This window comes from Escherichia sp. E14S1, from assembly GCF_004211995.1.
In the GTDB taxonomy this organism is placed as follows: domain Bacteria; phylum Pseudomonadota; class Gammaproteobacteria; order Enterobacterales; family Enterobacteriaceae; genus Escherichia.
In genome coordinates, this window is sequence record NZ_RHJQ01000006.1 from 64,727 (window position 1) to 88,484 (window position 23,758).

Annotated in this window: 27 protein-coding genes; 9 read left to right on the plus strand and 18 right to left on the minus strand. The window is 48.9% G+C overall.

The window, feature by feature from the left end:
• Nucleotides 1–42 precede the first annotated feature (42 nt).
• The gene (gene fpr, locus D9734_RS07855; RefSeq protein ID WP_130206620.1) at nt 43–789 is read left to right on the plus strand and encodes a ferredoxin--NADP(+) reductase; all 747 of its coding nucleotides are present in this window, start codon (nt 43–45) and stop codon (nt 787–789) included.
• A gap of 4 nt (nt 790–793) precedes the next feature.
• Here the strand turns inward: fpr and uspD are convergent, their stop codons facing one another.
• From uspD to D9734_RS07870, 3 genes are all read right to left on the minus strand, one after another.
• Complete coding sequence (uspD, locus tag D9734_RS07860; protein WP_130206622.1) at nt 794–1,222, minus strand: universal stress protein UspD; 429 nt, start codon at nt 1,220–1,222, stop codon at nt 794–796.
• 26 nt (nt 1,223–1,248) lie between these two features.
• The gene (locus tag D9734_RS07865; RefSeq protein WP_032204720.1) at nt 1,249–1,548 is read right to left on the minus strand and encodes a DUF406 domain-containing protein; all 300 of its coding nucleotides are present in this window, start codon (nt 1,546–1,548) and stop codon (nt 1,249–1,251) included.
• Nucleotides 1,549–1,759: 211 nt separating this feature from the next.
• Complete coding sequence (locus D9734_RS07870) at nt 1,760–2,200, minus strand: DUF805 domain-containing protein (RefSeq protein ID WP_064530283.1); 441 nt, start codon at nt 2,198–2,200, stop codon at nt 1,760–1,762.
• A 100-nt stretch (nt 2,201–2,300) separates the two neighbouring features.
• Here D9734_RS07870 and D9734_RS07875 point away from each other — a divergent pair, with 100 nt between their 5' ends.
• Nucleotides 2,301–2,900 (plus strand): YiiQ family protein, encoded by a 600-nt coding sequence (locus D9734_RS07875; RefSeq protein ID WP_130206624.1) that lies wholly within the window; start codon nt 2,301–2,303, stop codon nt 2,898–2,900.
• A gap of 107 nt (nt 2,901–3,007) precedes the next feature.
• Nucleotides 3,008–3,775, plus strand: a complete 768-nt coding sequence (gene tpiA / locus D9734_RS07880) for a triose-phosphate isomerase (RefSeq protein WP_130206626.1) — start codon at nt 3,008–3,010, stop codon at nt 3,773–3,775.
• Between the two features lie 58 nt (nt 3,776–3,833).
• On the opposite strand, the gene cdh is transcribed toward tpiA, so the two are convergent.
• The 5 genes from cdh to cpxP form a co-directional block, all read right to left on the minus strand.
• The gene (gene cdh / locus D9734_RS07885) at nt 3,834–4,589 is read right to left on the minus strand and encodes a CDP-diacylglycerol diphosphatase (protein ID WP_130206628.1); all 756 of its coding nucleotides are present in this window, start codon (nt 4,587–4,589) and stop codon (nt 3,834–3,836) included.
• Nucleotides 4,590–4,693: 104 nt separating this feature from the next.
• Nucleotides 4,694–5,683: a sulfate/thiosulfate ABC transporter substrate-binding protein Sbp gene (sbp, locus tag D9734_RS07890; protein WP_130206630.1), complete on the minus strand. Its 990-nt coding sequence runs from the start codon at nt 5,681–5,683 to the stop codon at nt 4,694–4,696.
• A gap of 297 nt (nt 5,684–5,980) precedes the next feature.
• Nucleotides 5,981–6,943: a 6-phosphofructokinase gene (gene pfkA / locus D9734_RS07895; protein ID WP_032185626.1), complete on the minus strand. Its 963-nt coding sequence runs from the start codon at nt 6,941–6,943 to the stop codon at nt 5,981–5,983.
• Between the two features lie 180 nt (nt 6,944–7,123).
• The gene (gene fieF / locus D9734_RS07900) at nt 7,124–8,026 is read right to left on the minus strand and encodes a CDF family cation-efflux transporter FieF (protein ID WP_064530279.1); all 903 of its coding nucleotides are present in this window, start codon (nt 8,024–8,026) and stop codon (nt 7,124–7,126) included.
• A gap of 147 nt (nt 8,027–8,173) precedes the next feature.
• Nucleotides 8,174–8,674 (minus strand): cell-envelope stress modulator CpxP, encoded by a 501-nt coding sequence (gene cpxP / locus D9734_RS07905; RefSeq protein WP_130206850.1) that lies wholly within the window; start codon nt 8,672–8,674, stop codon nt 8,174–8,176.
• 148 nt (nt 8,675–8,822) lie between these two features.
• Here cpxP and cpxR point away from each other — a divergent pair, with 148 nt between their 5' ends.
• Both cpxR and cpxA read left to right on the plus strand, forming a co-directional pair.
• Nucleotides 8,823–9,521, plus strand: a complete 699-nt coding sequence (gene cpxR / locus D9734_RS07910) for an envelope stress response regulator transcription factor CpxR (protein WP_130206632.1) — start codon at nt 8,823–8,825, stop codon at nt 9,519–9,521.
• Entirely contained in the window at nt 9,518–10,891 is a 1,374-nt protein-coding gene (gene cpxA, locus D9734_RS07915; RefSeq protein ID WP_000580414.1) for an envelope stress sensor histidine kinase CpxA, read from the plus strand. The genes cpxR and cpxA overlap by 4 nt, the downstream gene beginning before the upstream one ends.
• Before the next feature lie 105 nt (nt 10,892–10,996).
• Here cpxA and yiiM read toward each other — a convergent pair whose 3' ends face one another.
• A complete protein-coding gene (gene yiiM / locus D9734_RS07920; protein ID WP_130206634.1) occupies nt 10,997–11,671 on the minus strand; it encodes a 6-hydroxyaminopurine reductase in 675 nt (224 codons plus the stop codon).
• 152 nt (nt 11,672–11,823) lie between these two features.
• Here yiiM and D9734_RS07925 point away from each other — a divergent pair, with 152 nt between their 5' ends.
• Entirely contained in the window at nt 11,824–12,714 is an 891-nt protein-coding gene (locus tag D9734_RS07925; RefSeq protein WP_130206636.1) for a dihydrodipicolinate synthase family protein, read from the plus strand.
• A gap of 55 nt (nt 12,715–12,769) precedes the next feature.
• Here the strand turns inward: D9734_RS07925 and kdgT are convergent, their stop codons facing one another.
• From kdgT to D9734_RS07940, 3 genes are all read right to left on the minus strand, one after another.
• Nucleotides 12,770–13,753, minus strand: a complete 984-nt coding sequence (gene kdgT, locus D9734_RS07930) for a 2-keto-3-deoxygluconate transporter (protein ID WP_130206638.1) — start codon at nt 13,751–13,753, stop codon at nt 12,770–12,772.
• 259 nt (nt 13,754–14,012) lie between these two features.
• Nucleotides 14,013–14,633: a superoxide dismutase [Mn] gene (gene sodA / locus D9734_RS07935; protein ID WP_001361705.1), complete on the minus strand. Its 621-nt coding sequence runs from the start codon at nt 14,631–14,633 to the stop codon at nt 14,013–14,015.
• A 156-nt stretch (nt 14,634–14,789) separates the two neighbouring features.
• Entirely contained in the window at nt 14,790–15,530 is a 741-nt protein-coding gene (locus D9734_RS07940) for a MipA/OmpV family protein (RefSeq protein WP_130206640.1), read from the minus strand.
• A gap of 124 nt (nt 15,531–15,654) precedes the next feature.
• On the opposite strand from D9734_RS07940, the gene D9734_RS07945 reads away from it, so the two are divergent.
• Nucleotides 15,655–16,629 (plus strand): LysR family transcriptional regulator, encoded by a 975-nt coding sequence (locus D9734_RS07945; RefSeq protein ID WP_130206642.1) that lies wholly within the window; start codon nt 15,655–15,657, stop codon nt 16,627–16,629.
• On the opposite strand, the gene D9734_RS07950 is transcribed toward D9734_RS07945, so the two are convergent.
• Together D9734_RS07950 and D9734_RS07955 are read right to left on the minus strand one after the other, a co-directional pair.
• Nucleotides 16,626–17,762, minus strand: coding sequence for an HlyD family secretion protein (locus D9734_RS07950; RefSeq protein WP_130206644.1), 1,137 nt, complete (start codon nt 17,760–17,762; stop codon nt 16,626–16,628). The genes D9734_RS07945 and D9734_RS07950 overlap by 4 nt on opposite strands.
• Before the next feature lie 5 nt (nt 17,763–17,767).
• On the minus strand, nt 17,768–18,091 hold the full coding sequence (locus tag D9734_RS07955; RefSeq protein ID WP_130206646.1) for a DUF3302 domain-containing protein: 324 nt from the start codon (nt 18,089–18,091) through the stop codon (nt 17,768–17,770).
• A gap of 182 nt (nt 18,092–18,273) precedes the next feature.
• Here D9734_RS07955 and D9734_RS07960 point away from each other — a divergent pair, with 182 nt between their 5' ends.
• Nucleotides 18,274–18,588, plus strand: coding sequence for a hypothetical protein (locus D9734_RS07960; protein WP_130206648.1), 315 nt, complete (start codon nt 18,274–18,276; stop codon nt 18,586–18,588).
• On the opposite strand, the gene D9734_RS07965 is transcribed toward D9734_RS07960, so the two are convergent.
• Both D9734_RS07965 and D9734_RS07970 read right to left on the minus strand, forming a co-directional pair.
• Nucleotides 18,585–18,995 (minus strand): type II toxin-antitoxin system HicB family antitoxin, encoded by a 411-nt coding sequence (locus D9734_RS07965; protein WP_130206650.1) that lies wholly within the window; start codon nt 18,993–18,995, stop codon nt 18,585–18,587. The two genes, D9734_RS07960 and D9734_RS07965, sit on opposite strands and share 4 nt — an antisense overlap.
• A gap of 16 nt (nt 18,996–19,011) precedes the next feature.
• On the minus strand, nt 19,012–19,197 hold the full coding sequence (locus D9734_RS07970) for a type II toxin-antitoxin system HicA family toxin (RefSeq protein WP_130206652.1): 186 nt from the start codon (nt 19,195–19,197) through the stop codon (nt 19,012–19,014).
• Between the two features lie 479 nt (nt 19,198–19,676).
• On the opposite strand from D9734_RS07970, the gene D9734_RS07980 reads away from it, so the two are divergent.
• Entirely contained in the window at nt 19,677–20,756 is a 1,080-nt protein-coding gene (locus D9734_RS07980) for a type I restriction endonuclease (protein WP_205712813.1), read from the plus strand.
• A 40-nt stretch (nt 20,757–20,796) separates the two neighbouring features.
• Here the strand turns inward: D9734_RS07980 and aldB are convergent, their stop codons facing one another.
• Together aldB and D9734_RS07990 are read right to left on the minus strand one after the other, a co-directional pair.
• A complete protein-coding gene (gene aldB / locus D9734_RS07985) occupies nt 20,797–22,335 on the minus strand; it encodes an aldehyde dehydrogenase AldB (RefSeq protein WP_001551836.1) in 1,539 nt (512 codons plus the stop codon).
• A gap of 107 nt (nt 22,336–22,442) precedes the next feature.
• Complete coding sequence (locus D9734_RS07990; protein WP_130206656.1) at nt 22,443–23,738, minus strand: Fic family protein; 1,296 nt, start codon at nt 23,736–23,738, stop codon at nt 22,443–22,445.
• Nucleotides 23,739–23,758 lie beyond the last annotated feature (20 nt).

Here is a 23,758-nt window from a genome sequence, read left to right on the forward strand (position 1 = left end):
GAGAACGAAGATAAGGCAAGTCAATCAAAACAGGAGAAAAACATGGCTGATTGGGTAACAGGCAAAGTCACTAAAGTGCAGAACTGGACCGACGCCCTGTTTAGTCTCACCGTTCACGCTCCCGTGCTTCCGTTTACCGCCGGGCAATTCACTAAACTTGGCCTTGAAATTGACGGCGAACGCGTCCAGCGCGCTTACTCCTACGTTAACTCGCCCGATAATCCCGATCTGGAGTTTTACTTGGTCACCGTTCCCGATGGCAAATTAAGCCCGCGACTGGCGGCGCTAAAACCGGGTGACGAAGTGCAAGTGGTTAGCGAGGCGGCTGGCTTCTTTGTGCTGGATGAAGTGCCGGACTGCGAAACACTGTGGATGCTGGCAACCGGTACAGCGATTGGCCCTTATTTATCAATTCTGCAATTGGGCAAAGATTTAGATCGCTTCAAAAACCTGGTGCTGGTTCACGCCGCACGATATGCCGCCGACTTAAGCTATCTGCCGCTGATGCAAGAACTGGAAAAACGCTACAAAGGGAAACTGCGTATTCAGACGGTGGTCAGTCGGGAAACGGCTGCGGGTTCGCTCACCGGGCGAATACCGGCGTTAATTGAAAGCGGTGAACTGGAAAACGCGGTTGGCCTACCAATGGATAAAGAAACCAGTCACGTGATGCTGTGTGGTAATCCGCAAATGGTGCGCGATACGCAACAGCTGCTAAAAGAAACCCGGCAGATGACGAAACATTTACGTCGTCGACCGGGCCACATGACAGCGGAGCATTACTGGTAAGCGGTTACTTATCGATAAACGGCACGATGAGCAGGTCCGCATTCAACTTATTGATCATCCCGCGGTATGCTGGCATCAAACGGTTGATAAATGAGTGGTGATGCCCACAGACAAGGAGGTCGCACTGCTCTTGTTGCAGAATTTCAAGCAGTGTTTCCGGCATTTCTCCGCGTTCAATACGCAGTTTGGTCTTCGGCCACTGAATATTTTTCGTCAGTTTATACAGCTTGTTATCTGACTTATCTTTCAATAGTTGAAGAATATCTTCTGTTGCAGGGAAGTAAATGCCCGGATACAACTCGCTTAAGCCATCATCAATATGAATCAATGTCAGGTGAGCGTCATTATGTCTGGCGAGATCCAGGGCTTTGTTCACCAGTAAGGCATCTTCTTCATTTCCGGAAATTGCCACGCCAATGTGTTTATAAGCCATGTTTAACTCCTTCTAAAGCGACTCCATCAAGCTAACGAACGCAGGGATAACTCAAAAATAATCATCTCGGCCTGGCATGAGAAGGTGAAGGCCGCATCAAGCTCAACTTGCCCCTCCAGATCCTTAATCTTATAGGCCACGCTGGCCCCTTCATCCGCAGAGGATGCAGTGGCGGCAAGCTCTTTCAGTTTGGTCATAAAGGACTCTGCTTCTTCGCGGGTGGCAAAAAAGCGCGAAAACTTACTGGTACAGTTGTCGTTATCAATCACCGTACCGATATCAATCGCACATCCTTTAGTACTGCATTTATCTACGACATCTTTCATAGGGCACCTCTGTATATTCGCCTCTCTGTCGATTACGACTTAAGAATAATGCGCCGTTAAGAGAAGAACAAACAAGTAATGATCTTATGGATTACCATTTTTTTTGATATTGCTTAAGGTGAGGAAATGGGGAGGATTTTCCGGGCATTGTCATTTCCAGCGTGGAAATAACGATCCCGGAAAAAAATAGCAATAAAAGATATATTAAAGGTTAATTACTTGATTTATTGTCGGCTTTATACTTCACATCCAGAGTATCTTTGCCAAATTTATTTTCGCCCTGCGTACCGACAAATGCGCCAAGATCAATAAGCATCATCACCAGAATCAACGTCGGGACAAAACGCCCCACCGTCCATTGCCAGACGCCCGGTAAAATCGCCCAATTACCCGCCAGCAGCATCCACGCTACAATCATTAAAAATGCCCATGCGCCGGAACGCCCGCGATCGTGCAGTCGTTTGACCGTTACTGCCGCGGTCGGCCAAAGTAAGCACACCAGGCAAAACGCGGCGGTCTGGATATCGAGTAAGTTTTTACCTGCCAGTGAGAAAAGCACCAGCATGCCAACGAACCAGAGGCCAATCCAAATCCAGAAATCACGGCGCCCAATACGCCCTTTAAACGAGAATAACCATTGCTGTATGGTCATGTAAGTTCCTTGATGGTTGTCTTTTCCAGGATTCTACCCTTTTGACAAGGGAGACAGATATCGTTTTAATCGGAGCCAGTCATAACAAAAGGTACTGTCGATGAAGCCAGGGTTTACGCTGTTTTTTCTCTTATGTTCTGCATCAGCCGTTAGCACAACGGTGCATGCACAAACACCAGGTACGGCGACCACTGCGCCCTATCTACTTGCTGGCGCCCCTACCTTCGATCTCTCCATCAGCCAGTTTCGAGAAAACTTTAACAGCCAGAACCCCAACCTGCCACTGAACGAGTTTCGCGCCATCGACAGCAGCCCCGACAAAGCCAATCTGACTCGCGCCGCCAGTAAAATTAACGAGAACTTGTATGCCTCTACGGCGCTGGAGCGTGGCACTTTAAAAATCAAAAGCATTCAAATTACCTGGCTACCAATCCAGGGACCAGAGCAAAAAGCCGCCAAAGCAAAAGCTCATGAATACATGGCGGCGGTGATCCGCACACTCACCCCGCTGATGACCAAAACACAAAGCCAGAAAAAGCTACAGTCGCTCCTTACTGCGGGGAAAAACAAACGTTATTACACAGAGACAGAAGGCGCACTGCGCTATGTTGTCGCGGACAACGGCGAAAAGGGACTGACCTTCGCTGTTGAACCGATTAAGCTGGCGCTATCTGAATCGCTTGAAGGGTTGAATAAATGACAAAAAGCAAAGCCTTTCCAGTGATGAATCTCTATACTGTTTCACAGACCTGCTGCCCCGCGGGGCGGCCATCTTCCTTTATTCGCTTATAAGCGTGGAGAATTAAAATGCGACATCCTTTAGTGATGGGTAACTGGAAACTGAACGGCAGCCGCCACATGGTTCATGAGCTGGTTTCTAACCTGCGTAAAGAGCTGGCAGGCGTTGATGGCTGTGGCGTTGCAATCGCGCCACCAGAAATGTACATCGATATGGCGAAGCGTGAAGCTGAAGGCAGCCACATCATGCTGGGTGCGCAGAACGTGGATCTGAACCTGTCCGGCGCATTCACTGGTGAAACCTCTGCTGCTATGCTGAAAGACATCGGCGCACAGTACATCATCATCGGTCACTCTGAACGTCGTACTTACCACAAAGAGTCTGACGAACTGATCGCGAAAAAATTCGCGGTGCTGAAAGAGCAGGGTCTGACTCCGGTTCTGTGCATCGGTGAAACCGAAGCTGAAAACGAAGCGGGCAAAACTGAAGAAGTTTGCGCACGTCAGATCGACGCGGTACTGAAAACTCAGGGTGCTGCGGCATTCGAAGGTGCGGTAATCGCTTACGAACCAGTATGGGCAATCGGTACTGGCAAATCTGCAACTCCGGCGCAGGCTCAGGCTGTTCACAAATTTATCCGTGACCACATCGCTAAAGTTGACGCTAACATCGCTGAACAAGTGATCATCCAGTACGGCGGTTCTGTAAACGCGTCTAACGCCGCAGAACTGTTCGCTCAGCCGGACATCGACGGTGCGCTGGTTGGCGGTGCTTCTCTGAAAGCTGACGCCTTCGCAGTGATCGTTAAAGCTGCAGAAGCGGCTAAACAGGCTTAAGTCTGACTGGTGCCGGATATCGCATCCGGCACTTAGCTTTCCTCAACAACTCCTCGCTTTAACGCAAAATCTCACACTGATGATCCTGAAGTTCCTCGGCTGAAGCACGATTCAGCGTCAGCAGATTGCGCTGCGTCGCCAGCAATACAAACGAGTTATCACTCTGCCGCACCATCGCCAGCGAGTAACTGCCCATATGTTCCCGTGCCTCTGGCACTTCTTCTGCCAGCATCATAAACGGACTCCGTTTTACCAGCTCGCTTTCAGTTACCCTACGTGCCAGATATTCATGCCCACGCAGCCCACCGGGCAGCGGTAACCAACGGGTGCTGATATTCGCCAGATTATTATCCAGTTGTTCGCGCACATCAGGACGAATACAAGAGATATGAATATGAAAATGGTTTTGCGTGCGCCCGGTACGGGAGTTAATCGCCAGAGATACCGCGCGATCGGGGACTGGCTGGCCGTATTTTTTGCTCATAAAATCACGCGCCTGCCAGGCTAACCAGAAGAAATTAGGCGTTGAAGGATCGGTTAACAATGGACTTTCAGTGCCATTAATACGATACGTTGGCATCAACAAATATTGCAGAGGACCGTTGAGGTCTTTTAAAACTACATATCCGGCATTGGGTTTGACTTCCGCACATGGCGAAGGGCTTTGGTTTTGCTGCTGGTTGGGTAAACATTGCTCAAGGGCAATCTGGCGCAACGTGTCCGACTCTTCACCGGTCAATTTCCAGTAACCAATGCCTGTAGCAGCAACAGCGATAACCATCATCGCTAAAAAAAGAAGACCTGCTTTTTTCATCTTTTTTTCCCTGTACCTCAAAGAGATGCAAGGGTAACGCAAAATCGTGACAAATAAAAAACCCGGTCGCGAGATGCCACCGGGTCTGATTGCCTTCAACAAAATTAACGTTTGCTGATTTGGTCAAACGTACCGCCGTTAGAGAAATGCTCTTTTTGCGCTTTCGTCCAGCCACCGAACTCTTCATCAATGGTGAATAACTTCAGCTTCGGAAAGGCATTTTCATATTTTTTCGCTACCTGAGGATCGCGCGGACGATAGTAGTTTTTAGCCGCAATCTCTTGGCCTTCTGGCGAGTAGAGATAGTTCAGGTAAGCTTCCGCCACCTCTTTAGTGCCTTTTTTCTCTACCACTTTATCGACAACTGACACCGTAGGCTCTGCGAGAATAGACTCGCTCGGCGTGACGATTTCGAATTTATCTTTCCCCAGTTCATTCGCCGCCAGCAGAGCTTCGTTTTCCCAGGCAATCAGCACGTCGCCAATGCCGCGCTCAACAAAGGTATTCGTTGAACCGCGCGCACCGGAATCCAGTACTTCGACGTTTTTATACAACGACTGCACGAATTCCTGCGCTTTTGCCTGATCGTTGTTGTTGTGATGCAAGGCGTAGCCCCAGGCGGCCAGGTAGTTCCAGCGAGCACCACCAGAACTTTTCGGGTTCGGGGTGATCACCGAAACACCAGGCTTAATCAAATCGTTCCAGTCGTGAATCTGCTTCGGATTGCCCTTGCGCACCAGGAAGACAATGGTAGAAGTATAAGGTGCGGAGTTATCCGGCAGACGCTTGATCCACGCTTTATCGATACGACCACGTTCAGCAATGGCATCCACGTCATAGGCTAGCGCCAGCGTGACGACATCAGCTTCTATGCCATTGATTACCGACGTCGCCTGTTTACCCGAACCGCCGTGCGACTGGCGAATCACCACGTTATCGCCGGTTTGCTGTTTCCAGTGGGCGCTGAAGGCTTTGTTGTACTGTTCGTACAGTTCGCGCGTTGGATCATACGAAACGTTAAGAAGCTGAATATCCTTTGCCATAACGCTGGTCGCTGCCAGTAATAAAGTTAACCCTACGCCCCACTTGTTCATCGCCCGGCTCTCTTATGTTGTGTTGTGATGAACAAAGCGTGCCAGAAAGGGATTCAAACATTAAAGAATAAAAAAAGATTGGCTATAACTTGCGGGTATATATGGGGGAGTTAAAAAGGCGGAAGAAATCCGCCTCATATTGCTGACAAAGTGCGCTTTGTTCATGCCAGATGCGGCGTGAACGCCTTATCCGGCCTACAAAAGCTTGCAAACTCAATAGATTGAGCGAAGCGCATCTGGCATTTTTGCCTCTGTCATCGGCTTCAGGCTAAAGAAATCTGCCTTTTTCCGAAATCATTAATACAGTTTTTTCGCGCAGTCCAGCCAGTCACCTTTGAACGGACGCTTCATGTTTTCGATAGCATCGATGATGTCATGGTGAACCAGTTGTTCGTTCTGAATACCTACGCAACGACCACCGTAGCCTGCCAGCAGCAGATCGATAGCGTAAGCGCCCATACGGGAAGCCAGAATACGATCGTAAGGCACCGGAGAACCACCGCGCTGGATGTGGCCCAGCACAGTTGCGCGGGTTTCACGGCCAGTTTCTTTTTCGATGAAGTGTGCCAGCTCGTCGACGTCACACATATGTTCAGTGATCGCCACAATCGCGTGTTTTTTACCTTTCGCGATACCGGCTTTGATTTCGTTTACCAGATCGTCACGGCTGAATTCAACTTCCGGAACCACAACGAATTCACAGCCACCAGCAATAGCCGCAGCCAGAGTCAGATCGCCACAGTAGCGGCCCATCACTTCCACCACGGAAATACGTTGGTGAGAAGAAGAGGTGTCACGCAGACGGTCGATAGCTTCAACAACGGTGCTCAATGCCGTGAAGAAACCAATGGTGTAGTCAGTACCTTTGATGTCGTTGTCGATGGTGCCCGGCAGGCCGATGCACGGGAAGCCCATTTCGGTCAGACGCATTGCCCCCATGTAGGAACCGTCACCGCCGATAACCACCAGCGCGTCGATACCACGTTTTTTCAGGTTTTCGATAGCCACGGCGCGGATGTTCTCGTCGCGGAATTCCGGGAAGCGCGCAGAACCGAGGAATGTACCACCACGGTTGATCATGTCAGACACGCTGTAACGGTCTAGCTGTACCATACGGTCTTCATACAGACCCAGATAGCCGTCATAAATACCCATTACTTCCAGACCTTCTGTCAGCGCAGAACGAACAACCCCGCGAATTGCGGCGTTCATGCCTGGCGCATCACCGCCGCTTGTCAACACACCGATTTTCTTAATCATGACTACCTCTGAACTTTGGAATGCAAAATGAAATCTGTTGCCGGAAGTCTTCTTGCACATCGAAGTGATCCAACGAATGTACAAATAGTATAACAATCACTTCCTGCTGAATTGATTCAGGTCAGGCCAAATGGCGGTATTTTATACACAAAATGCGGGTCTGGCTCTCTTTTGTACGGATTATGAAAGCGTAGACCGTTTACTCTCCCTGGGTACGACAGAACAAGGATCCTGATGGATAATCACATCTGAACCCGGAAAACGCCGTAAAATAGCCTGCTCTACCTGATCCGCCACCATATGTGCCTGAACCAAAGGCAGAGAGTCTTCCATTTCCAAATGAATCTGAATAAAGCGGGTCGGCCCTGACTGCCGCGTGCGAAGATCGTGAGCGCCGCTAACTCCCGGCCAGGAAGTCACGATATCAATAATTTCCTGTCGTTCGCCATCGGGCAGCGCGCGATCCAATAATGACTGGACCGCCTCATACCCCATGCGTAACGCGCTATATAAAATATAGATGCCGATTCCCAAAGCAAACAGGGCATCAGCACGATGCCAGCCGTACCAGGACAATCCCAGCGCCAGCAAAATCGCGCCGTTCATCATAACATCAGACTGATAATGTAGCATATCTGCCCGCACTGCCTGGCTTTGCGTCCGGCGAACGACCCAACGCTGAAACGAGACAAGAATAATCGTACAAATTAGCGCCACAATAGTCACGATAACCCCAACACCCGGGTCTTTCATCGGTGTCGGAGAAACCAAATGCTGAATACCGGTCAAAAACAGGAACAGCGCGGAGCCGGAGATAAACATACTTTGCGCCAGCGCGGCGAGCGATTCAGCTTTACCGTGACCAAAGGAGTGATTATCGTCGGCAGGTTGCAGTGAGTAACGCACGACCAATAAGTTAGTTAATGACGCGCCGATATCCACCAGCGAATCCACCAGCGCAGCGAGAATACTCACTGATCCGGTATACCACCATGCAAAAATTTTAATCAGTAATAACAGCGAAGCCATCGCCGTTGCAGCAATCGCTGCCCGACTGACCAGCTGCCCATAAGATTGATTCATAAATACTCCCGCTATCAACTGACGGTAGTATAACGGATGCAAATCATCTGCAATGCATCAAGTAACAGGCAAATTGCGGATAAAAAAACCCCCACATCATGTGGGGGAAGACAGGGATGGTGTCTATGGCAAGGAAAACAGGGTTTACTACTGGGAACGTGAGTTGCTACTACTCAATAGCTTCAACGATGAACTTTTTTGCCATTGCGTCACGTCGCGCAACTGTTCCATTCGTTGTTGATGTTTCTTGTTTAAAACCGCTTGCTGCTCCGGCGTTAACAGGCGATACATTTGGTTGCGGACTTTTGCCATCTCAACCTGACGAGCTATTTGCTCGTTCGCCATTTTTTCTGCCTGTGCGCGCACAGCGTTTTCATCAAAATTTTCTGCGGTGACAAGGCGATGCATTGTCTCCAGTTCGCTAACATTAACAGGTGGCTGTTCGTGCCGGGCCTGTTGCATAAGATCTCGCATCTGCTGACGCTGATGTTCGGTTAAACTTATGCCGTCGAACATATGGCTCTGCGTACTGCGCTGCGTAAGTTCTTCTCCCGGATGCCAGTTATCGCCTGAACCGACTTCAGCAGCGTGGCTTAATGAACTGACTGCCAGCGTTGAGGCCATGACGGCAGCGGTAACTATGCGCATCATTTGCTCCCAAATCTTTCTGTCGCGATTCAACGATAGAGAGTTTACGATTCAGGCTGCAAACATGCGTCAGGGGGTGTAAAACAACGTAAAGTCATGGATTAGCGACGTCTGATGACGTAATTTCTGCCTCGGAGGTATTTAAACAATGAATAAAATCCTGTTAGTTGATGATGACCGAGAGCTGACATCCCTGTTAAAGGAGCTGCTCGAGATGGAAGGCTTCAACGTGATTGTTGCCCACGATGGGGAACAGGCGCTTGCTCTTCTGGACGACAGCATTGATTTACTTTTGCTTGATGTGATGATGCCGAAGAAAAATGGTATCGATACGCTGAAAGCGCTTCGCCAGACACACCAGACGCCAGTCATTATGTTGACGGCTCGCGGCAGTGAACTTGATCGCGTCCTCGGCCTTGAGCTGGGTGCGGATGACTATCTCCCGAAACCGTTTAACGATCGTGAATTGGTTGCACGTATTCGCGCGATCCTGCGCCGTTCGCACTGGAGCGAGCAACAGCAGAACAGCGATAACGGTTCGCCAACGCTGGAAGTTGATGCCTTAGTGCTGAATCCAGGCCGTCAGGAAGCCAGCTTCGACGGGCAAACACTGGAGTTAACCGGTACTGAATTTACCCTGCTCTACCTACTGGCGCAGCATCTGGGTCAGGTGGTTTCTCGCGAGCATTTAAGCCAGGAAGTGCTGGGCAAACGCCTGACGCCTTTCGACCGTGCTATCGATATGCATATTTCCAACCTGCGTCGTAAGCTGCCGGATCGTAAAGACGGTCATCCTTGGTTTAAAACATTGCGTGGTCGCGGCTATCTGATGGTTTCCGCTTCATGATAGGCAGCTTAACCGCGCGCATCTTCGCCATCTTCTGGCTGACGCTGGCGCTGGTGTTGATGCTGGTTTTGATGTTACCCAAGCTCGATTCACGCCAGATGACCGAGCTTCTGGATAGCGAACAGCGTCAGGGGCTGATGATTGAGCAGCATGTCGAAGCGGAACTGGCGAACGATCCACCCAACGATTTAATGTGGTGGCGTCGCCTGTTCCGGGCCATTGATAAGTGGGCGCCACCAGGCCAGCGTTTATTACTGGTGACCACTGAAGGCCGCGTGATCGGCGCTGAACGCAGCGAAATGCAGATCATTCGCAACTTTATTGGTCAGGCCGATAACGCCGATCATCCGCAGAAGAAAAAGTATGGTCGCGTGGAACTGGTGGGTCCGTTCTCCGTGCGTGATGGCGAAGATAATTACCAACTGTATCTGATTCGCCCGGCCAGCAGTTCTCAATCCGATTTCATTAACTTACTGTTTGACCGCCCGCTATTACTGCTGATTGTCACCATGCTGGTCAGTACGCCGCTGCTGTTGTGGTTGGCCTGGAGCCTGGCAAAACCGGCGCGTAAGCTGAAAAACGCAGCCGATGAAGTTGCCCAGGGGAACTTACGCCAGCATCCGGAACTGGAAGCGGGGCCACAAGAATTTCTTGCCGCAGGTGCCAGTTTTAACCAGATGGTGACCGCACTGGAACGCATGATGACCTCCCAGCAGCGCCTGCTTTCTGATATCTCTCACGAGCTGCGCACGCCGCTGACGCGTCTGCAACTGGGTACGGCGTTACTGCGTCGTCGTAGTGGTGAAAGCAAGGAACTGGAGCGTATTGAAACCGAAGCCCAGCGTCTGGACAGCATGATCAACGACCTGTTGGTGATGTCACGTAATCAGCAGAAAAACGCGCTGGTAAGCGAGACAATCAAAGCCAACCAGTTGTGGAACGAAGTGCTGGATAACGCGGCATTCGAAGCGGAACAGATGGGCAAGTCGTTTACGGTTAACTTCCCGCCAGGGCCGTGGCCGCTGTACGGCAACCCGAACGCCCTGGAAAGTGCGCTGGAAAACATTGTGCGTAATGCTCTGCGTTATTCCCATACGAAGATTGAAGTGGGCTTTGCGGTAGATAAAGACGGTATCACCATTACTGTGGACGACGATGGTCCTGGCGTTAGCCCGGAAGATCGCGAACAGATTTTCCGCCCGTTCTATCGTACAGATGAAGCGCGCGATCGTGAATCTGGCGGTACAGGTTTGGGGCTGGCGATCGTCGAAACCGCCATTCAGCAGCACCGTGGTTGGGTGAAAGCGGAAGACAGCCCGCTGGGCGGTTTACGTCTGGTGATTTGGCTGCCGCTGTATAAGCGGAGTTAAACTCCGCTTTTGTAGATCGGATAAGGCATTTACGCCGCATCCGGCATTTGAGCAGAATGCCTGATGCGACGCTGGTCGCGTCTTATCAGGCCTACTCTCCGGGGGTTATTTCCCCCGCAACCGCCGTGAATTATCTTCAATCTTGCCGCTAAGTCGGCGTTTCTGCATCGTCCGCGTCCAGCTTTTCGATAGCCCGGCTGCGGAAAGCAAGCGGTGATACTGCTCATCATCAAACGGCATATGCCATGCGATGGCGACAGCCTCTTGCACGGTCACATCGCTAACGCGGGAAACCAACTCCAGCGGCGCATCAGCAGATACCAGCCCCGGCGCAATCACGCTATACAGCCAGCCGACTTTACCCGTGTTTTGCATCAACTGAGCTATATCACTGATATCAAAGTGGTAATTGAGTTTGTAGCACGGAGAGCGCGGCTGGGTGACCTGAATCAACGCCTCTCCCCAGCGGAAAATATCGCCAATATAAACATTATTTTCCGTCAGACCGTCGGTTGAGAGGTTTTCACCAAACGCAGGTGCAACAAACAACTCTGCCTGTTCCGGAAATTCCCGCGCCCAGTAGAGATAATGCTCGCGAGGATAATGACACAGCGCCCTGTCCGGCCCACCGTGAATCTTTTTCTCTGCCTGTTCGTCGCCTTCCAGCCCCAGTTCTGTCAACATTAACTCGCCATCGACCTGGATTTTCGCAATTGCACTTGGACGGCTTTCCGGATAATCCCGAATGTTGCCTGTGTATACATCAACCGGATATCGCATCTGTTCCCTCTCCACCGAGAAATTTCCCCATTAGACCATATTTATTTTACGTCAGGCGCGCAAAATGAGAGCACGGTTCACATGACAAAACTGTAGACATGTTATCAATGAGATGTTTTTGAAACACCATTTCATTATGAGGAGTTTACAGCGTGGCTGATAAATCACTGTTTTCTGGCGTCTGGTGTCCTTCCATCACGCCGATGGATAAAGACGGGAATATAGACCTTAACGGATTGAAGCAGCATCTGCAGCGACTCACTGACGCTAATATCGATGTGATATTGCTAATGGGAAGCATTGGTGAGTTTGCCTCCTTCACCCTGGAAGAGAGGCTCATGCTTATTCGTGAAGCACGAGCCATGAGCAAGCTAAAAATGGTGGCCAACGTCTCATCCACATGCACACATGATGTGCTGGTTATGGCGCAAGAAGCGTATCGCGTTGGCTACGATGCGGTGATGATCCTCCCGCCTTACTACTACAGCCAAACGGCAAAGCAATTATTAAGCTATTTCCGTCACCTGGGTCGCGAATTACAGGGCAAATGGTTCGCATATAACTTCCCGGCGCGGACCGGTTGTGATTTAACCCCAGACCTGGTCGCCACACTGGCGAGTGAGTTTCCTGAGTTTGCCGGAATTAAAGATACTGTCGATTGCCAGTCACACACCCGCAGCATGATTCAGGCAACTCAGGCTGTGCGTCCTGATTTTGCGGTGCTTTCGGGGTATGACGAGTATTACATTCCTAATTTGCTGGCTGGCGGCGCGGGGATAATCTCTGGCTTAAATAACGTTATGCCAGAGCTGTTTGTCGGAGCCCGCGAAGCCTTCAAACGCGGCGACCTGGCAGCTTTACAAGATATTCAGCAACAGATTGGTACTTATATGTCCATCTACGCCATCGGTGAAGATTTTGTCACTACCATCAAGACGGTGGTATCACGTAAGTTTGGTTACTGCACAGGAGTGTCGCGCAATGCCGGTGGGGAGTTAACAGAAAGCGAATGTCGGACGATTGATGAGGTATTTGTTATTTAAGGTAAAACGCCGGATGAACGTCAATTCATCCGGCGATGATATGGAATAAGAGAGGTTATTTCACCGTACCCAGAATTTCGATCTTCGCCACTCTGGCTTTGGCTTTACGTGACCAGACAGAGGTAAGAATTGGCACCAGAATCGACGTCACAATTACCGCCGTCGCCACCAACGAAGTTGCCGCAGGCGCCATCGGTTTAAAGGCCGGGATCATTTCCGCAATCAGTACCGGCGTTGCCACTGCGGCCCCGGCAGAACTGGAGGCGGCAATTCCGGCGGTGCCATCGCCACCGCCAATCAATTTATCGGCAATAATCAACGGAATACCGGTCACGATAATCACCGCCACACCCAACAGGATCCCCAACAAACCTGTCTGGGCAATCACGGTTAAATCAATGGTATTGCCCAGCGCGAAGGCAAAGAACGGAATCAGCGTCTGCACCGCTTTGCTAAAAAACTCGCGCAATTCAGAATCAAGGTTCCCCAGCGCGAAGCCCACCAGGAACGGCAATACTGCGCCAACGAAAACATGCGGTTCAAACGAAGCAATCCCGGCGGTTCCCAGAATAATCATCGTCATTAGCGGACCAGATTCCAGCGACATCAACACAAATGCCCCGGCCTCTTCTTTGGTGCCGTATTGCTGCATGATAGAGGCATACAGACCGCCGTTGGTCATGTCCATTGCCGCCACCAGCGCCAGCGTTGAAAGCCCGGCAAAAAATCCAACTTCGACACCGTGCTCAGGAATAATGCGCGAAGCAATGGCCGCAACCACCCACGCAACGGCAATTTTGGTTATCACCAGCGTACCGGATTTACGCAACACTGTTCCCGTCGCGCTTAATTTGATAGACGCCCCCATGCAGAAAAACCACACCGCCAGGATAGGCACCGTGCCAGTAATCATCCCGTTAGTGAATGATCCAAAATATTTCCCCGCCCCCGGCGAGAAAGTATGACACAGTGCGCCAAGGAACAGCGGGATGAGCATCATCCCCCCCGGGATTTTCTCTATCGTGCGTTTTATCTGCATTTCCATCACCTGTTGGCATATTTTTATAGGCTGATGCGAAGTTCCTTAACGGAGCATCAGTGTTGATGGAAACGAAGATAGACATTCATCATGGCAATAAAAGTGATCAACACCACACCAATTGAAACGTCGTTTTAATTTTATAGGATCATTGTTTTTCTTTTGAAATTGATCACAAAAAAACCACCGTTATGCACGATGGTTTGTTTTTTATGCTGACAAGAGGCGTAAACGCCTCATTGCAGCAGGCAAGATGCGATTATTTTTTCGCCGCGAAACGTGCCGCAGCTTCATCCCAGTTCACTACGTTCCAGAACTCTTTGATGTAGTCCGGACGACGGTTCTGGAATTTCAGGTAGTAAGCGTGTTCCCACACATCCAGGCCCACAATCGGGAAGCCGGAAGCGCCAGAAATGGCTTCGCCCATCAGCGGGGAGTCCTGGTTAGCAGTAGAAACCACCGCCAGTTTATCGCCTTTCAGCACCAGCCATGCCCAGCCGGAACCAAAGCGGGAAGCTGCCGCTTTTTCAAATTCTGCTTTGAAGTTATCAACGGAACCGAAATCACGTTCGATAGCCGCTTTCAGATCGCCCTGCAGGGTGGTGCCTTTTTTCAGACCTTTCCAGAACAGACTGTGGTTAGCGTGACCGCCAGCGTTGTTGCGCAGAACGGTTTTTTTGTCTGCTGGCAGCTGGTCCAGTTTGGTGATCAGCTCTTCAACCGGCAGGTTAGCGAATTCTGGCAGGCTTTCCAGCGCCGCGTTGGCGTTGTTGACGTAGGTCTGATGGTGTTTGGTGTGGTGGATTTCCATGGTCTGCTTATCGAAGTGCGGTTCCAGGGCATCGTAAGCATACGGCAGGGATGGCAGGGTATAGCTCATATTCATCTCCAGTATTGTCGGGCGGCCGATTGTTAATGCCGCGTAAGCAGTTGGTTCATTATAGTTAATTAAATGATATTGAAAATGATTATCAATGCCGTACTTTTCATAGGGGAATGCCCGAGATGATTCCGGTCAGCTTTTCTACCCAGTCAATTAAAAACGCCAACTCACGCCGGTGACAAAAGTAAAACTTTCATTACGGTCAATCATTGGGCTGTTAGTAATCTCTTCTGGCAGCTCACTGTATCCGGCACTCGCCATTAATACGACGTGTTCTCCGATGGGGTATTTTGCCGTCAGGCTGACATAAGGCACCCAGGCATCTTGCGCGGTATAACTCGCCAGACCGCTGCGACGAGACTCGCTCTCTGAAATGCCATAGTAATAGTCACTGAAATTCTCGTCATAATAGAGAACGCCAAGAGCAGGTGTCAGCGACAGGCGACCTATCTGCATTTTGTGGAATAACGATAACTCACCTACCCAACCGTTACTGTTATCCAGAACATCAGCTGCCGCAGAAGCTTTCACGGTCCCCCAACGCTCATGGTGATACCAGGCAACTCCCGCCATTGCCGTACTGTCACGCTTATCGAGTTGTTGCATAGCATGGTCGTCATTATCGGCAGGATCAAATTCCAGCGGCATCCAGGATGCAGTCAGGCTAAGTTCATTTTTTTCACTTTGCGACAGAATAAAACCTAACGTCGTCTGGCGGACATAAAAAGAATCGCCCTCATAACTGATCAGCGGAATTGCTTTGGTATTTTCATTATAACCGCGATAAGGCGATTCATTATAAACTGCGCCAGCACCAACGGATAATTCTGCGGCAGTTGCACTTGCCATAAAAGGCATAAAAAATAACGCCACAATATTGCGGTTAATTAACATGTCCGACATTCCATTTTAAATTAAGATAAAAAAGAGTCGGCATAGTAATACTTACAATTTCTCCGGTGCAAGATTCATATTTATATAGTAATATATAAAATTATATATAAATTGGACTGTTGCGATGACAAAATTACAACTCAAGTACCGGGAGTTAAAAATTATCTCGGTAATCGCTGCCAGTGAAAATATCAGCCATGCTGCCACCGTGCTTGGCATCGCGCAGGCCAATGTCAGTAAATATCTTGCTGATTTTGAATCAAAAGTGGGCTTAAAAGTCTTTGACAGAACCACACGGCAATTGATGCTGACGCCTTTTGGAACCGCGCTATTACCGTACATTAATGATATGCTCGACAGAAACGAGCAGCTTAATAATTTTATTGCAGATTATAAGCATGAGAAACGTGGTCGGGTTACCATCTACGCACCAACTGGCATTATTACCTATTTATCCAAACACGTTATCGACAAAATTAAAGATATCGGTGAAATCACCTTATCGCTAAAAACCTGCAATCTTGAGCGCAACGCCTTTTATGAAGGTGTCGAATTTCCCGATGATTGTGATGTTTTAATCAGCTACGCGCCACCAAAAGATGAATCGCTGGTTGCCAGTTTTATTACGCAATATGCAGTAACCGCCTATGCCAGCCAAACTTATCTTGAGAAACACCCCATTAGCCGACCAGACGAACTTGAACATCACTCCTGTATTTTGATCGACTCGATGATGATCGATGACGCGAATATCTGGCGCTTCAACGTCGCCGGAAGTAAAGAAGTACGTGATTATCGTGTTAAGGGAAATTACGTCTGTGACAATACTCAGTCGGCGCTGGAGCTGGCGCGAAATCACCTGGGGATAGTGTTTGCGCCAGACAAAAGTGTGCAGAGCGACCTGCAAGACGGCACGCTGATCCCCTGCTTTCAGCAACCGTATGAATGGTGGCTGGATCTGGTGGCTATCTTCCGTAAACGGGAATACCAGCCCTGGCGGGTCCAGTATGTGTTGGACGAGATGCTGCGTGAAATTCGCCACCAGCTTGCCCAGTCGCAGCAACTGCGGCCTGAACAAGCGGCGGAAAACAAAGATTAGTGGTCGAGATAAAGGTAATGCACCCAGCTGGTCATGCGTAACAGCACTTTGCGCATAACCGAAACATGGCTGAAATGATCGGAATAGACCGCCACCTGGGCGTAAATACCGTCTGGTAATGCGCTCAAATCAGTATGCTCATCCAGCTCAATGGTCGCGATAACGCCATCAGAACCTGGTGCTGTATTTAAGGACTGTAAAGTGCCGGTCGACTGATAAGCCCCGCCAGGAACAGCTGGACTGATGGCTGCCAGCTTACCGCTGAAGACCTTACCAGGCAGGGCATTAAACACCACTTCCGCATCATCGCCGGGGGCCAGGCGCAGCAAGGAGTTCTGGCGGAACTGCGCCACAATTTGTCGTTTCTGATCGGGTATAAACACCATTACCGGACGCAGCGGCAGCGACGCGGCATACGTTCCTGCACGAATCAGTACCTGAGTCACGTAACCGTCGCTCGGCGCACGCACTACCGTCTGCTCAAGGTTATATTTTGCTTCCGCAAGCTGCGCTTTCAGGCTGGCGATTTGAGAATGTTCCCCCAACACCAGGCTATCCAGTTGGCTCTGGATCTGTTTTTGTTCCGCCGCCGATGACTTCACTGAGGCTTCCTGCGCCAGATAGTTTTGCCGCGCCACATCGATATCCCGTTCTGAAAACGGATTTACTTTCGCCTGGCTGCCGCGTGCGTAACGCTGGTACTCTTTGGCAAATTTATCCCGTGTGGCCTTTGCCTGCTGGGTATTCGCCGCCATCTCATCTAACTCTGCCCCCAATGCCCGCTGCTTATGTTCTGCGGTGACGATATCCGCCATCAGCCGATCCACCCGCGCCTGATAACGCGTCGGATCCAGTCGAAATAGCACTTCGCCTTTTTTAATCAGCGTATTTTTCTTGTCCGTCACTTCAATTACTACACCCGTCACCTGCGGAACAACCGGAATGGAAATAACCGCTTTTTGCGCTTTAAAGGTGTATGGATGGTTATAGTTCATTAATAGAATTAAGCCGCTGACAATAAATATGCCGCCCAGTGCCGCAGTAGGGATGGTCCATTTATTCACGGGAATTTTAAAAATCTTAAACATTGCCCATGCGAAAGCCACATAGGTCAAAATAATCAGTAAATCCATAAATATTACTCGGCAGAAGGAGCTTTCATGTCGGCGAGCTGTTTCTCCAGCCCGGCAATGCGCTGTTGTAGTTGCATAACGGATGAATCATGGCTTTGCATTCCCCATCCCCGCTCCGGGCGGTAAAGCGTGGCCCAAATCCACAAAAAGGGCCAGATAACATGCAGCGTAAACAAACTCACCCAACCGGCAACATGAATGGCATCGGCATGAGGATGGTTGCGTTTTTTCGCTATCAGGTAGGGAATATCATGTAAAATAATAATCCCATAGAAGATTACCAGGAATACAAAAATAAGCACTCCCAGTGCAAAATAATCCAGAAACATATTTCCCTCAGAGAATATAAAAAAGAACAATTAACGCATATTATGAAATGTCATGATGCAGTGCAATTTCCTTATTTATATAACGACATATTGTTTTTTATATACTTTCTGAAATGTGCTGCCTGGCTTTTAAACAGGTCGAGGCTTATCATATTGAAATAATGGAACTATTGGCCAAACTAATGAATAACTCCAGTAAAACATCCACAGTACAGATTAAGCGTATTAAACCTTCAATTATCTACCGTTTATTATTGATTGGTCTCGGAACACCAATGGTGATTTACGGCCTGGTTTGCGGCGTTTTAGGCATGTTTGGCTACGATCAGGTCAGATGGAACGACACCGTAATCCACGGCCTGCTGGCCCTGCCCGCAGGAATGCTTGCAGGCCTGTCAGTCAGTGTGTTCCTCACCGTGGTGATTGGCACTATCGCTTGTTTTGGTTTGTGGTTGTACAGCCTGGTTCGCCCGCTCACCATCGAAACGCGAGATTAAACTCCTGGCAAAACACGCCGGGCAGCTTCTGCCAGAAATGCACTTCTGTTGGCGTAGTCTGGGTTATTGCGCACGTAGGTATCAATCTTGTTCAGTAACCTTTTCGGCATCGTAATATTGATACGTTCAGCCCGACCTTCGAACTGATTCATATTGATATCCACCAGCAACCATTGCCCGCCAATAAAGTCCTGCGCCTGCTGAGCCAGATGTTCGTCTACGGAGCCAGGAAGAGGCAACTCTTCATTCATCTCGCACAAGGTTTCAAAGTGTGCGACCAGTGCACTTCGCGCATCCTGGAAAGCGTCATCAAGCGTATCCCCGGCAAAATAACAGCCAGGAACATCAGGGAAAAAACCGCTGGCGCTACCGTCGGAATCGCTATGGATATAGGCGGGATAAAACATATTGCCTCCTGAAATTTTAAAATGTTAAACCAGCCTGACGCTCAATTTGTGCCAGCGTACCTAGCTTAATATCTTTTTTAGGATGCGGGACCGTCACCAGGCCCGGATGAACAGGATGGCGAAACTGATGATGACTGCCGCGGGTTCGAATATGTTCCCAGCCATGCTGTTTCAGGATGGCGATCACGTCTGCACTTTTCACATCCCTGTCCTTCCATGATTATACATACGATACACATATAATTAGCGATAGCAATCACGATAGCGCGATTTATAGAGGCCGTCAGGTGGCTAAAATTGATTCAGGAATGTCGCTCGGAAGAAGAATAACCACGTGCAGTAACTTGTTGAAAAAATGCGAGGAGACTCGCAATTTACGTATAACTCATAGTATTAGGCGTTAAAAAACCTTGTATTAGATTATCCATGCGATATCGAAGCCAGTCTTGCTATAGCTCCAACTCGTATTCATAGAACGTTTAAAATAACTAATAAAAGAATAACAGACATTGTTTTATTTTCTTGATAAATATCAAGCTTGTTTCACCATTGTATTTACAATGTGCAAACATTATTTTTTGTGTTATACATTAACTATGACCAATGATAAAACGTTAATATATAAATATTTTCTATATTTTTATAAATCGCATTTTTATTAAATATATAAAAGGAGTTATAATGTCTATGGTGTTTATAGATAAGCTGAATTCATTATCCACAAAAATAAAACAACAAGCCGGGGTCATTGAAACTGAGGAGGCTACCAAAAATGCTTTCGTAATGCCGTTCATTAACAATGTGTTAGGTTATGATGTCTTTGAACCTACCGAAGTTATCCCAGAGTTTGTATGTGATATTGGAACGAAGAAAGGTGAAAAGATTGACTATGCGATCTTAAAAAGTGGTGAGGTTCAGATTCTCATTGAATGCAAAAAAATCGGCGATCCTCTAAATATAAATCACGCTTCACAGCTTTTTCGATACTTCCATGTAACAAATGCAAGAATATCTATTCTAACCAATGGACAAGTTTATAAATTTTTTACTGATTTAGAAGCGCCTAATAAAATGGATGAAAAACCATTTCTTGAGATAGATCTACTTGACTTAGATGAAACAGTTGTTCCCGAGATAAAGAAACTTACTAAATCAGCATTTGATTTGGAATCAATAATTAATGCTGCAGGTGAATTAAAATATGTTAGTTTAATTAAAAAAGTTCTCCATGCACAAATGAATAATCCTGAAGAGGATTTTGTAAAATTCTTTGCAGCAAGAATTTATGAAGGTATGTTAACACAAAAAGTAAAAGATACGTTTGCAAAATTAACAAAGAAAGCTGCCAATCAATATATTAACTCTCAAATAAACGAAAGATTGAAATCGGCAATAGGTGGTGGTTCATTATCTGTAATTGATTCGAATTCACACAATGAAGAAGTAGAATGTATTAATAAAGAAGAAACCGATATTGCTACTACTATGGAGGAGCTTGAAGGATTTCATATTGTTAAAGCTATAGTTCGCGTAGTGCTTGATGCACCACGAATAGTCCACAGAGATACAAAAAGCTATTTTGGTATACTTGTAGATGACAATAATCGAAAGCCACTCTGTAGATTACATTTCAATCGAAATCAAAAATATATTGGCCTATTTGACTTAGAGAAAAACGAAACCCGCCATCCTATTGAATCTCTCGATGATATTTATTCTTTCAGCGATGAGTTAAAAGCGACTGCCGCTTTATACAACTAAAACATAGGCAGGCAACAATTAATGTTGCCTGCCTAAACCATCAGAACAGCCCCAACGGTTTATCCGAGTAGCTCACCAGCAGACACTTGGTTTGCTGATAATGCTCCAGCATCATCTTATGGGTTTCGCGTCCGATGCCCGACTGTTTGTAGCCGCCAAACGCTGCGTGTGCCGGGTAGGCATGATAACAGTTGGTCCACACGCGCCCGGCCTGAATGCCGCGCCCCATCTTATAGGCCAGATTGCCGTTACGACTCCAGACGCCTGCACCCAGGCCATATTGTGTGTCGTTCGCCAGCTCCAGCGCCTCGTCCATCGTTTTAAAGGTGGTTACCGCCAGCACCGGGCCAAATATTTCTTCCTGGAAAACACGCATATTGTTCTGACCAAACAGGATAGTCGGTTCAAGGTAGTAACCATCTTTCAGCTCGCCTTCCAGCAACTTGCGCCGCCCGCCGGTGAGCACATCTGCGCCCTCTTTTTTACCGATATCAATGTAATTGAGGATGGTTTCCAGTTGCCCGTGAGATACCTGCGCGCCCATTTGTGTCACGCTGTCGAGCGGGTTACCGCTACGAATACTTTCAACACGGCGGATGGCGCGTTCCATGAAGCGTTCGTAGATAGACTCCTGCACTAAAGCACGGCTTGGGCAGGTACAGACTTCGCCCTGGTTAAAAGCAAACAATGCAAAGCCTTCCAGCGCCTTATCGAAAAAGGCATCTTCTTCATCCATCACGTCAGCAAAGAAGATATTGGGCGATTTACCGCCCAGCTCCAGCGTCACTGGAATAATGTTTTGCGTGGCGTACTGCATAATCTGCTGACCCACTTCCGTTGAGCCAGTAAATGCCACTTTGGCAATACGTTTTGAAGTCGCCAGATATTCGCCAATTTCGCCGCCCGCACCGTTGACCACGTTCACCACGCCCGGCGGCAGTAAATCACCGACGATTTCCATTAGCAGCAGTACAGAAAGCGGGGTAAGTCGTGCGGGTTTCAGCACCACGCAGTTGCCCGCCGCCAGCGCGGGAGCCATTTTCCAGCTCGCCATCAGCAGCGGGAAGTTCCACGGGATAATCTGCCCCACCACACCTAACGGTTCGTGGAAGTGATAAGCCACGGTTTCGCTATCAACTTCACTGATCCCGCCTTCCTGCGCCCGAATACACGAGGCGAAATAGCGGAAATGGTCAATCGCCAGCGGCACATCGGCAGCACTGGTTTCGCGAATGGGTTTGCCGTTATCCCAGGTTTCTGCCGTCGCTAACAGCTCGAGGTTCTGCTCCATCCGATCGGCAATCTTAAACAGAATCGCTGCGCGATCCTGCACCGAGGTATGCGCCCATTTATCTTTCACTTTATGCGCAGCATCCAGCGCCAGATCGATATCTCGTTTGCCCGAAGACGCCACTTCGCACAACAACTGCCCGGTTACCGGCGTCAGGTTCTGGTAATACTCGCCATCGGCGGGCGCGACCCACTCGCCGCCAATAAAGTTGTCATAGCGGGTTTTTAACTTGAGGGGAAAACCATACTCGCCGGGCTTAATCTGTGCTGAAGGGGGATTGTTGGTCATGATCGTCTCCTTGCGGTGTGAGGTATAACAAGGGTAGACGTGACTGGCGAAATCTTCGCCAGTCGGTAACAGCTTTACGACGGCTATCACGAATTTACTGGCAAGGACTACAGCGGGTAATGTGCGACGTACACTACTTGCTGGTCATTAATTTTCTTCTCTTGCGCAAATCCTTCTTTAACAATCGTCCGTAAATCAGTTCGCGCTGTATTATCAGAGACGCCCAGACTCGCGCTGGTTTCAGAAACTGTGTACTCTTTCCCCGGATTGGCGAGCATCACATTCAGAAGTGTTACCTGACGCGGATTCAGTCGCCTAAGTACACCAGAACTGAACAATAGGCGGTCAAGTTTTGCGCTTCGTTGCATAATTTCATCAATATGCTGCTGCCAGTTTTGCACAGCACGTTTAATGACACCCGCCTGATATTCAAGGAAATAAGTCAGATCCATACCATCTGATTCAGTGTACTGGTAGCTGGTGGCATATTTGACTGGTGCAACATGAAGCAAACGGCTGATGGAAATATATTTAAAGACATCGTAGCCCGATTTCAGCATATACCAGTAAAACAGCGCCCGACTGGTGCGCCCGTTGCCATCGCGAAACGGATGTTCATGGGCCAGCATAAAATACAGAATGCAGGCGCGGACCAGCGGGTGAATATACCCTTCATGGCTGTTTAACCACTGGCAAACTTTTTCCAGTCGTTCCGGCAACAATGCCGCAGCGGGCGGTTGGTGCACAATATTGCCGTCATAATCGGCGATCACGACATCATCTGTTTCACGAAATTCACCCGGACGATATTTCGCGTCATTTATTCCCCCCATACCAATAGCATGTAACTGACGTATAAGCGCAGGTGTCAGCGGTTCTGTGAGTAATTGCGGAATTTCCGCCATCAGCCGGGCATTTCCCGCAATCATATGCTCGTCTTCAGTGCGTGGCGCCCGCCCTGTTTCCAGCATTTTTCTCGCCACCAGCGTCGTGGTATTCGCACCTTCCAGTTGGGAACTGGTAATCGGCTCTTCCAGGCGTAACTGGCTTAACTCGGCGCCCGCCCCGCGTAACCGTTCAGTCTGATCTTTCAGCGCCAGCGCGGTTGCATGTTTGTCGACAAGCTCGCACGCTTCTGCAATCACTGGCGTAATGTTGAATCCGGCCTGCTCACCCGCTTCATTGCAATAATTGATTCGCTGGATCGCCGCGTTGCGCGCCAGCCGGGTAAGCGTCCACGCCACTTCAATGTTTTCCCCTTTTTTGATGCGGTACTGCAACTCATCAAAAGGCAGATAACGTCCTTTTTCATCGGTAACCCGGTTAAAGCGTAAGTGGGCCTGGAGTTCCTCACCCGATAAGTGTGATAAAGGAATCAGTCTGGGAGGTGATTTGATAGCCATTTGCTTATCTCAAAAAAGCG

What these genes read in the sequence shown, in the direction of transcription:
- fpr (WP_130206620.1), top strand. Translation starts at nt 43, where the DNA reads ATGGCTGATTGGGTAACAGGCAAAGTCACTAAAGTGCAGAACTGGACC.
- uspD (WP_130206622.1), bottom strand. Translation starts at nt 1,222, where the DNA reads ATGGCTTATAAACACATTGGCGTGGCAATTTCCGGAAATGAAGAAGAT.
- D9734_RS07865 (WP_032204720.1), bottom strand. Translation starts at nt 1,548, where the DNA reads ATGAAAGATGTCGTAGATAAATGCAGTACTAAAGGATGTGCGATTGAT.
- D9734_RS07870 (WP_064530283.1), bottom strand. Translation starts at nt 2,200, where the DNA reads ATGACCATACAGCAATGGTTATTCTCGTTTAAAGGGCGTATTGGGCGC.
- D9734_RS07875 (WP_130206624.1), top strand. Translation starts at nt 2,301, where the DNA reads ATGAAGCCAGGGTTTACGCTGTTTTTTCTCTTATGTTCTGCATCAGCC.
- tpiA (WP_130206626.1), top strand. Translation starts at nt 3,008, where the DNA reads ATGCGACATCCTTTAGTGATGGGTAACTGGAAACTGAACGGCAGCCGC.
- cdh (WP_130206628.1), bottom strand. Translation starts at nt 4,589, where the DNA reads ATGAAAAAAGCAGGTCTTCTTTTTTTAGCGATGATGGTTATCGCTGTT.
- sbp (WP_130206630.1), bottom strand. Translation starts at nt 5,683, where the DNA reads ATGAACAAGTGGGGCGTAGGGTTAACTTTATTACTGGCAGCGACCAGC.
- pfkA (WP_032185626.1), bottom strand. Translation starts at nt 6,943, where the DNA reads ATGATTAAGAAAATCGGTGTGTTGACAAGCGGCGGTGATGCGCCAGGC.
- fieF (WP_064530279.1), bottom strand. Translation starts at nt 8,026, where the DNA reads ATGAATCAATCTTATGGGCAGCTGGTCAGTCGGGCAGCGATTGCTGCA.
- cpxP (WP_130206850.1), bottom strand. Translation starts at nt 8,674, where the DNA reads ATGCGCATAGTTACCGCTGCCGTCATGGCCTCAACGCTGGCAGTCAGT.
- cpxR (WP_130206632.1), top strand. Translation starts at nt 8,823, where the DNA reads ATGAATAAAATCCTGTTAGTTGATGATGACCGAGAGCTGACATCCCTG.
- cpxA (WP_000580414.1), top strand. Translation starts at nt 9,518, where the DNA reads ATGATAGGCAGCTTAACCGCGCGCATCTTCGCCATCTTCTGGCTGACG.
- yiiM (WP_130206634.1), bottom strand. Translation starts at nt 11,671, where the DNA reads ATGCGATATCCGGTTGATGTATACACAGGCAACATTCGGGATTATCCG.
- kdgT (WP_130206638.1), bottom strand. Translation starts at nt 13,753, where the DNA reads ATGCAGATAAAACGCACGATAGAGAAAATCCCGGGGGGGATGATGCTC.
- sodA (WP_001361705.1), bottom strand. Translation starts at nt 14,633, where the DNA reads ATGAGCTATACCCTGCCATCCCTGCCGTATGCTTACGATGCCCTGGAA.
- D9734_RS07940 (WP_130206640.1), bottom strand. Translation starts at nt 15,530, where the DNA reads ATGTTAATTAACCGCAATATTGTGGCGTTATTTTTTATGCCTTTTATG.
- D9734_RS07945 (WP_130206642.1), top strand. Translation starts at nt 15,655, where the DNA reads ATGACAAAATTACAACTCAAGTACCGGGAGTTAAAAATTATCTCGGTA.
- D9734_RS07950 (WP_130206644.1), bottom strand. Translation starts at nt 17,762, where the DNA reads ATGGATTTACTGATTATTTTGACCTATGTGGCTTTCGCATGGGCAATG.
- D9734_RS07955 (WP_130206646.1), bottom strand. Translation starts at nt 18,091, where the DNA reads ATGTTTCTGGATTATTTTGCACTGGGAGTGCTTATTTTTGTATTCCTG.
- D9734_RS07960 (WP_130206648.1), top strand. Translation starts at nt 18,274, where the DNA reads ATGAATAACTCCAGTAAAACATCCACAGTACAGATTAAGCGTATTAAA.
- D9734_RS07965 (WP_130206650.1), bottom strand. Translation starts at nt 18,995, where the DNA reads ATGTTTTATCCCGCCTATATCCATAGCGATTCCGACGGTAGCGCCAGC.
- D9734_RS07980 (WP_205712813.1), top strand. Translation starts at nt 19,677, where the DNA reads ATGTCTATGGTGTTTATAGATAAGCTGAATTCATTATCCACAAAAATA.
- aldB (WP_001551836.1), bottom strand. Translation starts at nt 22,335, where the DNA reads ATGACCAACAATCCCCCTTCAGCACAGATTAAGCCCGGCGAGTATGGT.
- D9734_RS07990 (WP_130206656.1), bottom strand. Translation starts at nt 23,738, where the DNA reads ATGGCTATCAAATCACCTCCCAGACTGATTCCTTTATCACACTTATCG.